The following is a 12,865-nucleotide window of genomic DNA, read 5'->3' as shown; positions in this document are numbered from 1 at the left end:
CGAACATATGTTCTACTCGCTGCGGGTGTGCCCGGTCGGAATGGTGGCCCGTGCCGCGCTGTTGACGACAGTGTCCGACCATGGACGCCCACGACGACAGGAGACAGCAGTGGCGACAGTCGAACTCACCAGCGAGAACTTCAACGACATCGTCGGCGCACCGGGAACGGTGTTCGTCGACTTCTGGGCGTCGTGGTGCGGGCCGTGCCGGGCGTTCGCGCCGGTGTTCGAGCAGGCCTCCGAGCAGCACCCCGACATCACGTTCGGCAAGGTCGACACCGAGGCACAGGTCGAACTGGCGCAGGCGTTCGGCATCTCCTCGATCCCGACCCTGATGGCCGTGCGTGACGGGGTCGTGCTCTACGCCGAGCCCGGGGCCCTGCCCGCCTCGGCGTTCGACGAGCTGATCGACAAGGTGCGGCAGGTGGACATGGACGAGGTGCGCGCGGAGATCGAACGCGCCGGCTGACGACGGCAGGCGCTCGCGGTCGAGGACTGCCGTCGCCGATCGCGAGCGCCTACACTGGCCTCATGCGTGGTCCTCGCCCGGTCACCGAGGTGCCCGACGTCGTCGGTCTTGGCGCCGACGATGCGTGTGACATCGTGCGCAGGGCCGGACTGAACCCGGTGCCGCCCGACGGTGGAGAGCTGCCGATGTCGGGCATCGTGACCGCTCAACGACCCATCGGAGCCGCCGGAGCGGTGGAGGGTGCCGACGTGGTGCTGTGGGTGCACCCGGGCAAGGAGGCTCCGGTCGGTGCCTCCAGCACGGGGCCGCTGGAGTCCGCGTCCCCCGAATGACACGGCCCGATCGTCACCGCGCCGGAACGCGGTCGGCGAGCCTTGCGCCCCACTCCCGGGCCCGGCCGAGTTCACCGTCGACGAGCGGGCCGAGCGTGTCCACCACGTAGAAGTGCCGGACGGGCGCGATCCATTCGACGGGCGCGCCCCGTAGCTTCTTGCTCATTGCCTTGGCTGCCGAGCCCGGCAACCGAGGCCGGGCGATCTTGGTGTCGAACGCCGCCAGCAGTACGGGCGAGGCGATTCGCACCCGCCCCAGCCACTCCCGCATCCCGTCGGTCCGCGACACGAGCGTGACGTTCGCGGCCTGCGCGCGGCGCGCGGCGTCCTCGCGGGTGGCCGTCCTGCTCATCCCGAACGCGTGGGTCGGAGCCCCGAGCACGAGCAGTCCCGCGCCCACCTCGTCCGGAGCCTGCCCGACCTCCACGACGTCGACCTCACCGGACAGTCCGGTCGCGATCGCCTCGGCCACCGAGCGCGTGTTGCCGAACAGGGACTCGTAGACCACCAGCGAACGCATGCGGCCACCATGACCGGGCGGAGCCGTCGCCGCCAGGGTCCTAAGGACCTGCGTCCGGGCCGTGCTCGTCCCCGCTGTTCGTCCCCGCTGTCGTGTGGACCCCGACCCGGCCGGGTACCCGACGTTCCGGCACGGCACGTGGAGGTGCGACGCACGGGACGGAGGGCATCGTGCCGACGTCACAGCAGGTCACGGCGTTGCTCGACGCGGGACTCGACTACCGCGCCGCCGCCCGCAGGCTCGGCATCCGGCCCGGGCTCGCATACCTGATCGCGACCGGGCTGCCCGCCGACGGCGGGGACGCTCCGGCGCCCGAGGAGGGACACGACCGCCACCTCGTCGCCGGGAGCCAGGCGCTGGCGCTGCCTCCCGTGGACAATCCGGAGGCGAACGACGTCGTTCTCCGCTGGTTGGCCGAACGCGTTGCGCGTGACGCCCGGATGCGTGGAGCGTGATCGCGTGGTTCGATCGAGATGACACGCGATCACGCGAGCGGTCCGGCTGACGAAGCGAGGGGAACGCGATGACGCGAGGGCAGTGGAAACAGTGGCTGGCGAGCTGGCCCGTCTACCGCCAGTTCACCCAAGGCGACCGCACCGGCCGGGGCGCGGCGGCGAAGAGCAAGGTCAGCGAGTCGCTGCTCGCCCGCACTGCCGGGGCCGACAAGGTCGTGAAGTCGGTGTGCCCCTACTGCGCCGTGGGCTGCGGGCAGAACGTCTTCGTCAAGGACGGCAAGGTCACGCACATCGAGGGGGACCCCGACTCGCCGGTGAGCCGCGGCAGGTTGTGTCCGAAGGGCTCGGCGAGCCTCCAACTCACCACCGGGTCGACACGGCAGTACCAGGTGCTCTACCGCAGGCCGTACGGCACCGACTGGGAGACCCTCGACCTCGACACGGCGATGGACATGATCGCCGACCGGATCCTGGAGGCCCGCGAGGCCGGGTGGCAGTCCGAGGTGGACGGCAAGACCACCAACCGCACCCTCGGCTTCGCCAGCCTCGGCGGCGCGACCCTGGACAACGAGGAGAACTACCTCCTCAAGAAGCTCTACACCGCCCTCGGCGCCGTGCAGGTCGAGAACCAGGCGCGCATTTGACACTCCTCCACGGTTCCCAGTTTGGGAACCTCCTTCGGTCGCGGTGGTGCGACGACCTTCCAGCAGGACCTGGCCAACGCCGACTGCATCATCATCCAGGGCTCCAACATGGCCGAGTGTCATCCGGTGGGCTTCCAGTGGGTGATGGAGGCGAAGGCACGCGGCGCCACGGTGATCCACGTCGACCCGCGCTTCACCCGCACGAGCGCGATGGCCGACCTGCACGTGCCGCTGCGCGCGGGCAGCGACATCGCGTTCCTGGGCGGCATCATCCGCTACGTCCTGGAGAACGAGCGCTACTTCCGCGACTACGTGCTGGCCTACACCAACGCCGCGTCGATCGTGAGCGAGGACTTCGTCGACGCCGAGGACCTCGACGGTCTGTTCTCCGGATTCGACCGTGAGAAGCGCCTCTACGACCCGTCGTCCTGGCAGTACCAGGGCGCGCGCGTGCGACCCGCGTCCGGGCACCCGGACCAGTTGCAACGCGATCGCGGCGTGTCGGAGGCAGCGCGTGGGGAGGCACACGGCTCGGGCGGTCCGGAGATCCGCAACGAACCCGAGACCGACCCGACGCTGACCCACCCGCGTTGTGTCTTCCAGATCCTCAAACGGCACTTCGCGCGTTACACCCCGGAGGTCGTGGAGCAGATCTGCGGGGTGCCGAGGGAGACCTTCCTGAGGGTGTGCCAGGCACTGGTCGACAACTCCGGCCGCGACCGCACCACCGCGTTCGCCTACGCGGTCGGCTGGACCCAGCACACCGTCGGGGCGCAGTACATCCGCACGGCGGCGATCCTGCAGCTCTTGCTGGGCAACATCGGACGGCCGGGTGGCGGCATCCTCGCGTTGCGGGGCCATGCCTCGATCCAGGGGTCCACCGACATCCCCACGTTGTTCAACCTGCTGCCCGGCTACCTCCCGATGCCGCACGCGAAGAGCGATCTGAGCCTCGACACGTTCGTCGAGGCCGAGAGCGCGCACAAGGGCTACTGGGGCAACCTCCGGTCGTACCTGGTGAGCCTGCTGAAGGCGTGGTGGGGACCGGCCGCGACGCCCGACAACGACTTCTGCTTCGACTACCTGCCTCGCCTGACCGGCAGCCACGGCACCTACGAGACGGTGATCGAGCAGATGAAGGGCACGTGCAAGGGCTACCTCCTGCTCGGCGAGAACCCCGCCGTCGGGTCGGCCGACGCCAAGGCACAACGCATGGGCATGGCCAACCTGGACTGGCTCGTCGTCCGCGACTTCTCGATGATCGAGAGCGCCACCTGGTGGAAGGACGGCCCCGAGATCGAGAGCGGGGAGCTGAAGACCACCGACATCGCCACGGAGGTCTTCTTCCTGCCCGCGGCCACGCACACCGAGAAGGACGGCAGCTTCACCAACACGCAGCGGTTGCTGCAGTGGCACTACCAGGCCGTGGAACCGGCGGGCGACGCCCGCAGCGACCTGTGGTTCGCCTTCCACCTCGGCCGCATCATCCGCGAGAAGCTCGCGGGCTCGACGCGGGAACGGGACCGGCCGATCCTCGACCTGACGTGGGACTACCCGACCAAGGGGCCGCACGACGAACCCGAGGCGGAGGCCGTGCTCGCCGAGATCAACGGCTACGACGCGCAGGCCAGGCCGTTGTCGCGGTACCAGCAGTTGCGTTCCGACGGTTCGACGGCGTGCGGCTGCTGGATCTACTGCGGCGTCTACGCCGACGGCGTGAACCAGGCCGCGCGACGCAAACCGTCGTCGGAGCAGGACTGGGTGGCCGCCGAGTGGGCGTGGGCGTGGCCGCTGAACCGGCGCATCCTCTACAACCGTGCCTCCGCCGCCCCCGACGGCAGGCCGTGGAGCGAACGCAAGGCCTACGTGTGGTGGGACGCCGAGCGGAAGCGATGGGTCGGTCACGACGTGCCCGACTTCGACGCCGAAAAGCCGCCGGACTTCGTGCCGGACCCGGACGCGACCGGGCCCGACGCGCTGTCGGGGGTCGACGCGTTCGTCATGCAGGCCGACGGCAAGGCGTGGCTCTACGCGCCCGCCGGACTCACCGACGGGCCGCTGCCCACGCACTACGAGCCGCAGGAGTCGCCGTTCGACAACCTCCTGTACGGCCAGCAACGCAACCCGGTGCGTGACGTGCTGCAGCACGAGTACGCCCGCTACCAGCCCAGCGGGTCGCAACCCGGGTCGGAGGTGTTCCCGTACGTCGCCACGACCTACCGGCTCACCGAACACCACACGGCGGGCGGCATGTCGCGGTGGCAGCCCTACCTGTCGGAGCTGCAGCCGGAGATGTTCTGCGAGATCTCCCCGCAGCTCGCGGCGGAACGGGGGCTGGAACACCTGGGGTGGGCGACGATCGTGTCGGCCCGGGCCGCCATCGAGGCCCGGGTGCTGGTCACCGAACGCATGAGCCCACTGCGCATCCAGGGGCGGACCCTGCATCAGATCGGTCTGCCGTACCACTGGGGGCCCAACGGCCTGTCCACCGGTGACGCGGCCAACGAGCTGGCGGGCATGGCGCTGGACTCCAACGTGCACATCCAAGAGGTGAAGGCGATGGCCTGCGACATCCGGCCGGGGCGACGTCCGAGGGGACCGGCGCGCGTGGCACTGGTCGAGGAGTACCGCCGGCGTGCGGGCATCACCGACGAGACGGGGACCGAGGTGTGACATGAGCAGTGCCACGACCGAGCCGGCCGACTCCACCGGCTACGTCGACCACCCGCCGCGCATGGGGTTCTTCACCGACACGACGGTGTGCATCGGGTGCAAGGCGTGCGAGGTGGCCTGCAAGGAGTGGAACGCCGTGCCCGACGACGGCCAGGAGCTCACGGGCATGTCGTACGACAACACCGTCGGGCTCGGCGCCGACACCTGGCGCCACGTGGCGTTCATCGAACAACGCAAACCCCTCGGCGTGGCACAGACCGACCTCCACGCCGACACCGACGTGCTCGCGCTCGCCGAACAGGGCACCGGCACCCCGCCGAGCGAGGCGGGCATGACCCCCACCGCCCCCGGAGACGAGGGGGAGTTCCGCTGGCTCATGGCCTCCGACGTCTGCAAGCACTGCACCGAGGCGGCGTGTCTGGACGTGTGCCCCACCGGGGCGTTGTTCCGTACGGAGTTCAGCACGGTGGTGGTGCAGCAGGACGTCTGCAACGGGTGTGGCTACTGCATTCCCGCGTGTCCCTTCGGTGTGATCGGACAACGCAAGGGCGACGGCAGGGCGTGGAAGTGCACGCTCTGCTACGACCGGCTGGGCAGCGGTCTCGAACCCGCGTGCGCCAAGGCGTGTCCCACCGACTCGATCCAGTTCGGTCCCCTCGACGAGCTGCGGGAGCGGGCGGCCCGCCGCGTGGAGCAGCTCCACGACGCCGGGATCTCCGACGCGCGGCTCTACGGTGCCGACCCGAACGACGGCGTGGGCGGCGACGGGGCGTTCTTCCTGCTGCTGGACGAGCCCGAGGTGTACGGACTGCCACCGGACCCCGTGGTCACCACGCGGGACCTGCCCCGGATGTGGCGACACGTCGTGTCGGCGGCGGTGACCTTGGCGGCCGGGGCGGCCGCGGCGTTCCTCGGCGCACGGAAAGGACGGTGACATGACCGGCCGTGACGACGCACGAGGTGACGGGGCCGGACGCGACGCCGTGACGGCGCGTCCCGGACGGGAGGCCGTCACGGGAGCGCCGGGACGGGTGCCCGGGCCACGCCGCAGGAGACGGCGTGGTGAACAGGCCATGGTCCCCGAAGCCGAGTTCACCTCGTACTACGGCAAGCCGGTGCTCAACGGTCCGGTGTGGAAGGTCCCGGACGTGCCCGCCTACCTCTTCCTGGGCGGGCTCGCGGGCGGGGCGTCCCTGCTGGCGGCGGGCTCGCAGGTCACCGGTCGGGCGCACCTGGCCAGGGTCACGAAGATCGGCGCGCTGGGAGCGATCGGTGCCTCGGTGGTGGCGCTCGTGCACGACCTCGGCAGGCCGTCGCGGTTCGTCAACATGCTGCGGGTCATCAAGCCCACGTCGCCGATGAGCATGGGCTCCTGGTTGCTGTCGGTGTACGGGCCGATGGCGGGACTCGCGGCGGCCTCGGAGGTCACGGGCCTGCTGCCGAGGATCGGTGCGGCCGCCACGGCCGCCGCGGCGGTGACGGGTCCCGGAGTGGCGTCCTACACGGCGGCGCTCGTGGCGGACACCGCCGTGCCCGCGTGGCACGACGCGCACCGCGAACTGCCGTACGTCTTCGTCGGCTCGGGCGCGGTGGCGGCGGGAGGACTCGGGGTGCTCGCCGCTCGCCGACCCACGGACCTGACACCCGCGCGGAACTTCGCGCTGTTCGGCACCGCGTTGGAGCTCGGTGCCTCGCGGTTGCTGGAGCGCAGACTCGGCATGGTCGCCGAGCCCTATCACCAGGGCCGGTCCGGCACGCTCGTCCGCGTCGGCGAGGCGCTGGCGGTGGCCGGGACCGCCGGGGCGTTCGCGGCCCGACGCAGCCGGATCGTGCGGGCCCTCTCCGGTGCGGCCCTGCTCGCGGGGTCCGCGCTGACGAAGTGGGGGGTCTTCGGGGCGGGCCGAGTGTCGGCGGCCGATCCGAAGTACACGGTGGTGCCGCAGCGTGAACGTCTCCGCCACCGCCAGGCCGCGCGCGACGGCGCCGCCGAGCGGTGAGCCCGCCACGCGGGCGGCGTAGCGCGGGCATCCTCCTCTACCGCCTCGTCTCGAACACGCCGCAGGTCCTGCTCGGCCACATGGGCGGACCGTTCTGGGCTCGCCGGGACGCCGGGGCGTGGACGATCCCGAAAGGGGAGTACGAGCCGGACGAAACGCCCGAGGCAGCGGCGCGGCGGGAGTTCACCGAGGAACTCGGCGTGCCCCCGCCGCGCGGCGAGCTGACGCCGCTGGGGGAGGTGCGGCAGTCGGGTGGAAAGGTCGTGACCGCCTTCGCCCTGCATGGTGATCTCGATCTCGCCACCGTGGTGCCGGGGACCTTCAGGCTGGAGTGGCCGAAGGGATCGGGAGTGGTCCGCGAATTCCCCGAACTCGACCGCGTCGACTGGTTCACCCCCGATCGGGCGAAGAGCAGACTCGTTGCCGCACAACGGGTCTTCGTCGACCGGCTCGTCGAGCAGCTGCGCTGAGACCGCTCACCCGAACGAGCGGCCACCGTGGCGGCCGACGACACCCGGCCGACGAGTGCCCGCCCGAACGGCACCTCGTGGGCGGCCGAGCGAGGTGGAACCAACTCCGGCGGTGCCGTTTGCCGCCCCCTGACCGGGGTACGCCTGCCACCATGAGCATCGCGCCGCAGATCTCCTCGGTGGGCACAGGTCCAACCCACGTCGTGGGGGAACCGGCTCACGCGATCGTGCTTCCCGACGACACGACCGTGGAGATTCTCTCCTCCTATCCGGTGCGCCCGGACGCTGATCTGCACAGTCTGGCGTGTGCCGTCGAGTTCGCCTGTGCGCGGTGTCGCGAACACTGCGAAGCGACACTCGTCGGGGTTCGCGACGGCTGGCTGTTGTGCCCGAGCTGCTACGCGGCCCTCGACGTCTCCGACGCGGCACCGGCGCCACGGGTCCCGGACGCGCGGAGCGCGGCGTGAGCCGACGGAACCGGGAGGGCCGCCGGACACGTTTGGCTGCGTGCCCTCCGCGTGAGGTCCGCGACGTTCCCCCGTCGCGCCGCGGGACGGGGGAGCCGAAGGTCCGGCGTCCGCGGCACCGGGCCGGTCCGCCGTCCGGGACGCGCGGACCGGCCCACCCGGCGGGAGGACGACACCACCGTGTCCCGCCGAGTCGACCACGAGCCACAGCGACGGAGTGAGGCGAGACGGTGCGAGCGACGAGGATGGCCTGGGGGCGTTCGGCGGCCCTGGGCGTGCTGGCCGGCACGGGCGGAGCCGTCGCCATGACGGTCGCCGAGAAGCTGGAGCAGCGCATCACGGGACGCCCCGACTCCTACGTGCCCGCCCGGACCCTCGAACGACTGCTCGGCCTCGACCACGTACGGGGGCGTCGAGCCCGGCGGCGCAATCTCGCCATGCACGTGAGCCAGGCGAGCCTGCTCGGCGCGCTCCGAGGGGTCATGGCCGGTGCCGGACTGCGCGGCCCGTGGTCGTCCCTGCTGTTCTTCGCGGTGCGCCTGACCAACGACCAGACGTTCGAGAACGCCACGGGAGTGGGCGCGCCCCCGTGGACGTGGCCGCGTGACGAGCTCGTCGTGGACCTCGTGCACAAGGCGGTCTACGCCTTCGCCACCGGCGCGGTGGCCGACGCGCTCGCGAATCGGTGGGGCCCAGGGCCCGGGCAGCTCCACGCGCAGCGCCTGCCGGGGCGCCGCCCGGACGTCGGTCCGCTGCCACGGGAGTAGGCATGCCGCTGGAGCCCGCGCCCGACACCCTGACCGTCCTCGGCACGGCGACCACGCTGCTGCGACTCGGACCGTTCACCGTGCTCACCGACCCGAACTTCCTCCACCGGGGGCAGTGGGTGCACATCGGGCACGGCCTTGTCACCTGGCGTCGGACGGAACCCGCCGCGCAACCGTCCGATCTGCCGAGGCTCGACGCCGTGGTGCTGTCACACCTGCACGGCGACCACTTCGACACCACGGCGCGACGGCACCTGCCCCGGGACGTGCCGATCCTGACCACCCACCACGCCGCCCGCCGGTTGGGACGGCACGGGTTCACGGCGGCCACTCCGCTGCGGGTGTGGGAGAGCGAGGTCCTGCGCAGTGGCGAGGCGACCCTCACCGTCACCGCCGTCCCGGCGCGGCACTCGGGCACCGTGCTCGACCATCTCGTGTTGCCGCCGGTACAGGGCAGCGTGCTGGAGTATCGGCCGACACCGGCGTCCGAGCCGCTGCGGATCTACCTCAGCGGCGACACGGTGCCACACGCAGCGCTGCGCCCCGTCGCCGAGCGGTTCCCCGTCCTCGACCTCGCCGTGGTGCACCTCGGCGGCGCGCGCGTCCTCGGTCTGCGACTGTCGATGGACGACCGCCTCGGCGCCGACCTGCTGGAGCTGCTCGAACCGGCCGAGGCGGTGCCCGTGCACCACGACGACTACGGCCTGTTCACCTCACCGGTGTCGAACTTCCTCGTCGAGGTGGAGGAACGGCGGCTGCACACACAGGTGCGACTGTTGCGGCGAGGACAGAGCGTGTCCCTACGAGCGGGGCAGTGAGCCGGACACGATCAACGGACGGCGTACGGCGTGGGCCTCGGGTCGGCGCTCCACCGGCCGAACAGCCCGTCGAGCACGACGTAGACCTCGGGATCGAGGCCCATGCTGGTGTGCGAGCTGGTCACCTCGACGCAGTCGGCGCACGGGTCCTGGCACAGCGCCCACGGCACCACCGCGTCCCGGCGGGAGAACACCGACACGGCCGGGACCCGGCGCGGCAATGGCTTGCGCAGCAGCGCCCGGTTGCGCCGATGGCAGGTCCCGTCGAGGCAGTCGGCGTCGAGCAGGCCGGGTACTCCCCAGGCCGACACGCGTGCCAGGGCCCGCGCGAACTCCACGCCACGGGTGTGGACCCCGAGGGGATCGAGCACGGGCGCGGCGAGCATGACCAGCGCCCGCACCAGGTCCGGTCGGCGGACCGCGGCGATCCGCGCGAGCCAGCCACCCCGGCTCTGCCCGACCACGATCACGCGGCGTCCCGTCACACGGGCCAACTCGTCCAGCCGGTGCTCGATCCGCCGCACCAGCGTGGTCGTGCAGCCGAGGTTCAGGCCGGTGCCGGTTCCGCGGGCGTCGTAGCCGCGGCGACGCAACCAGGCGCGCAGGGGCCGCAGACTCCAGTCACCGAAGCCGAAGCCGGGGACGAGCAGCACCCCTTGCCCAGCACCGTCGTCGGGTCGGCCCGACTGCCACACGGGGTGGCGCACCAGCCGGGGAATCATGCGCGCCGTCACCACGAGCACCGCATCCTGCGAGGACCACATGCGGGTCCATACCCGCTGGCACGTCACCTACGCGCGACGCACCCGCCGGATGCGGTGCCGGGTGTGGAACTCAGGCGGTGAGGCGCTGTCCCGTCTCGGGGTCGAACGTGTGCGCGGCGTCGGCGTGCCGCAGCGTCACCCGCATGGTCTCGCCGAACGACGGGGCCCGGTCGGCCTCGGTGCGCACGATGAACCGCTCGCTGCGCCCACCGACGTCCACCTGCCCGTACACGTAGGCGTCGGAGCCGAGGACCTCGACCAGCTCGACCTTCAGCTCCAGCGCGGGCTCGTCCGCCGAGGCGGCGCGCAGGCCCTCCGGCCGGATGCCGACGGTCACCTCCCGCAGGTCCGCCGCGCTCCCCGCCAGGACGTCACGGGCGACGGGGATCGTGAGCCCGTCCAGCGTGGCGCCACCGTCGGTCAGCGGCACGGTCGTGAGGTTCATGGCGGGCGAGCCGATGAACCCGGCGACGAACACGTTCGTCGGGGTGTCGTACAGCGCCTTCGGGGTGTCGCACTGCTGCAGGACGCCGTTCTTGAGCACCGCCACCCGGTGCCCCATCGTCATGGCCTCCACCTGGTCGTGGGTGACGTAGACGGTGGTGGTGCCCAGCCTGCTCTGCAGGGCTGTGATGTTGGCACGCGTCTCGACCCGCAGCTTGGCGTCCAGGTTGGACAGCGGCTCGTCCATCAGGAACACGGCGGGCTCCCGCACGATGGCCCGGCCCATCGCCACGCGCTGACGCTGACCACCGGAGAGCGCCTTGGGCTTGCGGTCGAGGTAGTCGGTGAGGTCGAGCAGGCGAGCGGCCTCGGCGACCCGTGCGGCGATCTCGGTCTTCGGCACTCGCTTGATCTTGAGCGCGAAGCCCATGTTCTCGGCGACGGTCATGTGCGGGTAGAGCGCGTACGACTGGAAGACCATCGCGATGTCGCGGTTCTTGGGGGAGACGCCGGTGACGTCCTTGCCACCGATGGTGATGGAACCCTCGTCCACGTCCTCCAGGCCCGCGAGCATCCGCAGGGCGGTGGACTTGCCGGAACCCGAGGGGCCGACCAGGACGAGGAATTCGCCGTCGGCGATGTCGAGGGAGAGCTTGTCCACCGCGCGCACGGGAGGGCTGCCCGGGAAGAGTCGGGACGCTTCGACGAACGACACCTCGGCCATGCGCTGTTCCTCTCTCGCAGGCGAGCTCCTGAGGCTCGCGGTGCGCACTGTCTACCGCCCCTCACCCGATCGTGGCTATAGTTAGATAGTCCGATGGACTGACTAATTACTCCCAGGAGAGGTCGTGGACTGGGCCATTCCCGCACGTCAGGACGGTCAGCACGCCCACAACCTGGCACTCGTCGCGCGGCTGATCGCACGGCACAGCGCGGCATCCCGTGCCGAACTGGCGCAGCGCAGTGCGCTGACGAAGACCACGGTCACCCAGCTCGTGGGCGAGTTGCTCGACGCCGGGTTGGTGCGGGAACTGGGCACCGCGCGGCACACCGGACCCGGCAGACCGGCCACCGAGCTCGCACTGAACGCGTTCGGGCCGGTCGGGGTCGGCCTGCAGATCGAGGCGGACCACGTCGCGGGCTGCGTGCTGGACCTGACCGGCCGGGTGCGCGACCGAGCGCTGCGCCGGATCGACGACGCCCACGGTGATCCGGCGTCGGTGGTGAAGGCCGCCGAGCCGGTGTTGCGTCGGCTGCTGGCCTCGGCGGTCGACCAGGACGCGGTGGTCGCCGGTGTGGCGGTCGGAGTGCCCGGGCGTGTCGACGCGGCGGGGCGGGTGCTGTCGGTGGAACTCGGCTGGCAGCGGGTGCCATTGGCGGACCTGCTGTCGCGTCGGCTGGAGTCGTTGAGCGGAGGTGCGATCCCCGTGGCCGCCCACGACGCGTCCCGCCTGGCGGCACTGGCCGAGTGGTGGTTCGGTCCGGCGGACGCCGCCACCCCGCTGCTGGCGATCGGCGGCGAATTGTCCCTGGGCGTCGGTGTGGTCGAGGACGGGGAGCGATGGGAGAGCGGCCCGTCCGGTCCGTTGGGACACGTCCGGCACCGGCGACAGGGCGAGGTGTGTCGGTGCGGGGCGCGGGGGTGTCTGGACACGGTGGCGGGGCCTCGCGCGGTGCTGCGCGCGGTCGGGGAGCGGGCGGCGTCGCGGCTTCCCGGCGGTGACGGACAAATGCGTTCGCTGGCCCGGTCGGAGGCGCCCGAGGCGAGGACGGCGTTGCGGCGTGCGGCCGCCGCGCTCGGTGACACCCTCGCCGGGCTGTCGGTGCTGTACGACCCGATGCGGATCGTGGTGTGCGGTCAGCTCGCCGCGTTGGGGACCGAGTTCGCCGACCAGGTGGCCGACGAACTCGGTCGTCGTCTCCCCGGTGACCCGCCGCCGGTGTCGGTGTCCGGGCTGACGGGTGACGCGGTGGCGGTGGCGGCCGCCGCCACCGTGACTCGGAGACTCGTGGAGAATCCCGCTCGCTGGGTGGCGAGTTGAGGG

At 71.5% G+C, this 12,865-nt stretch carries 14 protein-coding genes; 11 read left to right on the top strand and 3 right to left on the bottom strand.

The features are described from left to right. The first annotated feature begins 109 nt into the window (after window positions 1-109). Both trxA and JAV51_RS07870 read left to right on the top strand, forming a co-directional pair. Window positions 110-469 carry a thioredoxin gene (gene trxA, locus JAV51_RS07875; RefSeq protein ID WP_197319991.1) on the top strand — a complete coding sequence of 120 codons (360 nt, stop codon included), beginning with the start codon at window positions 110-112 and terminating at the stop codon, window positions 467-469. A 62-nt stretch (window positions 470-531) separates the two neighbouring features. Further along, complete coding sequence (locus JAV51_RS07870; RefSeq protein WP_197319990.1) at window positions 532-801, top strand: PASTA domain-containing protein; 270 nt, start codon at window positions 532-534, stop codon at window positions 799-801. A gap of 13 nt (window positions 802-814) precedes the next feature. On the opposite strand, the gene JAV51_RS07865 is transcribed toward JAV51_RS07870, so the two are convergent. Then, window positions 815-1,321: a flavodoxin family protein gene (locus JAV51_RS07865; RefSeq protein ID WP_197319989.1), complete on the bottom strand. Its 507-nt coding sequence runs from the start codon at window positions 1,319-1,321 to the stop codon at window positions 815-817. Between the two features lie 170 nt (window positions 1,322-1,491). Between JAV51_RS07865 and JAV51_RS07860 the strand changes: the two genes are divergently transcribed. The 8 genes from JAV51_RS07860 (at window position 1,492) to JAV51_RS07825 (ending at window position 9,612) form a co-directional block, all read left to right on the top strand. Next, window positions 1,492-1,776, top strand: coding sequence for a hypothetical protein (locus tag JAV51_RS07860; RefSeq protein ID WP_197319988.1), 285 nt, complete (start codon window positions 1,492-1,494; stop codon window positions 1,774-1,776). 68 nt (window positions 1,777-1,844) lie between these two features. Further along, the gene (gene fdh / locus JAV51_RS07855; protein WP_197319987.1) at window positions 1,845-5,093 is read left to right on the top strand and encodes a formate dehydrogenase; all 3,249 of its coding nucleotides are present in this window, start codon (window positions 1,845-1,847) and stop codon (window positions 5,091-5,093) included. A gap of 1 nt (window position 5,094) precedes the next feature. Then, window positions 5,095-6,027 carry a 4Fe-4S dicluster domain-containing protein gene (locus JAV51_RS07850; protein WP_197319986.1) on the top strand — a complete coding sequence of 311 codons (933 nt, stop codon included), beginning with the start codon at window positions 5,095-5,097 and terminating at the stop codon, window positions 6,025-6,027. A 1-nt stretch (window position 6,028) separates the two neighbouring features. Beyond that, on the top strand, window positions 6,029-7,090 hold the full coding sequence (gene nrfD, locus JAV51_RS07845; RefSeq protein ID WP_197319985.1) for an NrfD/PsrC family molybdoenzyme membrane anchor subunit: 1,062 nt from the start codon (window positions 6,029-6,031) through the stop codon (window positions 7,088-7,090). Continuing rightward, window positions 7,087-7,560 carry an NUDIX domain-containing protein gene (locus JAV51_RS07840; RefSeq protein WP_197319984.1) on the top strand — a complete coding sequence of 158 codons (474 nt, stop codon included), beginning with the start codon at window positions 7,087-7,089 and terminating at the stop codon, window positions 7,558-7,560. The genes nrfD and JAV51_RS07840 overlap by 4 nt, the downstream gene beginning before the upstream one ends. A 152-nt stretch (window positions 7,561-7,712) precedes the next feature. Next, window positions 7,713-8,027, top strand: coding sequence for a hypothetical protein (locus JAV51_RS07835; RefSeq protein WP_197319983.1), 315 nt, complete (start codon window positions 7,713-7,715; stop codon window positions 8,025-8,027). A 245-nt stretch (window positions 8,028-8,272) separates the two neighbouring features. Beyond that, on the top strand, window positions 8,273-8,794 hold the full coding sequence (locus tag JAV51_RS07830; RefSeq protein ID WP_197320126.1) for a hypothetical protein: 522 nt from the start codon (window positions 8,273-8,275) through the stop codon (window positions 8,792-8,794). Between the two features lie 2 nt (window positions 8,795-8,796). Continuing rightward, window positions 8,797-9,612, top strand: a complete 816-nt coding sequence (locus JAV51_RS07825) for an MBL fold metallo-hydrolase (protein ID WP_197319982.1) — start codon at window positions 8,797-8,799, stop codon at window positions 9,610-9,612. Between the two features lie 11 nt (window positions 9,613-9,623). Here JAV51_RS07825 and JAV51_RS07820 read toward each other — a convergent pair whose 3' ends face one another. After that, window positions 9,624-10,376, bottom strand: coding sequence for a triacylglycerol lipase (locus JAV51_RS07820; protein WP_197319981.1), 753 nt, complete (start codon window positions 10,374-10,376; stop codon window positions 9,624-9,626). Between the two features lie 70 nt (window positions 10,377-10,446). Continuing rightward, entirely contained in the window at window positions 10,447-11,544 is a 1,098-nt protein-coding gene (locus JAV51_RS07815; RefSeq protein WP_197319980.1) for an ABC transporter ATP-binding protein, read from the bottom strand. A gap of 124 nt (window positions 11,545-11,668) precedes the next feature. Here JAV51_RS07815 and JAV51_RS07810 point away from each other — a divergent pair, with 124 nt between their 5' ends. Further along, on the top strand, window positions 11,669-12,862 hold the full coding sequence (locus JAV51_RS07810) for an ROK family transcriptional regulator (RefSeq protein WP_197319979.1): 1,194 nt from the start codon (window positions 11,669-11,671) through the stop codon (window positions 12,860-12,862). Window positions 12,863-12,865 lie beyond the last annotated feature (3 nt).

Source organism: Saccharomonospora sp. NB11 (genome assembly GCF_015910535.1).
GTDB lineage: Bacteria > Actinomycetota > Actinomycetes > Mycobacteriales > Pseudonocardiaceae > Saccharomonospora.
Note: the sequence above shows the minus strand (reverse complement) of the source record. Positions and strands in the feature narration are given on the sequence as shown.

Bases quoted from the DNA above. Each gene is read 5' to 3' on its own strand.
- JAV51_RS07870 (WP_197319990.1), top strand. From the start codon at position 532: ATGCGTGGTCCTCGCCCGGTCACCGAGGTGCCCGACGTCGTCGGTCTT.
- JAV51_RS07865 (WP_197319989.1), bottom strand. From the start codon at position 1,321: ATGCGTTCGCTGGTGGTCTACGAGTCCCTGTTCGGCAACACGCGCTCG.
- JAV51_RS07850 (WP_197319986.1), top strand. From the start codon at position 5,095: ATGAGCAGTGCCACGACCGAGCCGGCCGACTCCACCGGCTACGTCGAC.
- nrfD (WP_197319985.1), top strand. From the start codon at position 6,029: ATGACCGGCCGTGACGACGCACGAGGTGACGGGGCCGGACGCGACGCC.
- JAV51_RS07835 (WP_197319983.1), top strand. From the start codon at position 7,713: ATGAGCATCGCGCCGCAGATCTCCTCGGTGGGCACAGGTCCAACCCAC.
- JAV51_RS07830 (WP_197320126.1), top strand. From the start codon at position 8,273: ATGGCCTGGGGGCGTTCGGCGGCCCTGGGCGTGCTGGCCGGCACGGGC.
- JAV51_RS07825 (WP_197319982.1), top strand. From the start codon at position 8,797: ATGCCGCTGGAGCCCGCGCCCGACACCCTGACCGTCCTCGGCACGGCG.
- JAV51_RS07820 (WP_197319981.1), bottom strand. From the start codon at position 10,376: ATGTGGTCCTCGCAGGATGCGGTGCTCGTGGTGACGGCGCGCATGATT.
- JAV51_RS07815 (WP_197319980.1), bottom strand. From the start codon at position 11,544: ATGGCCGAGGTGTCGTTCGTCGAAGCGTCCCGACTCTTCCCGGGCAGC.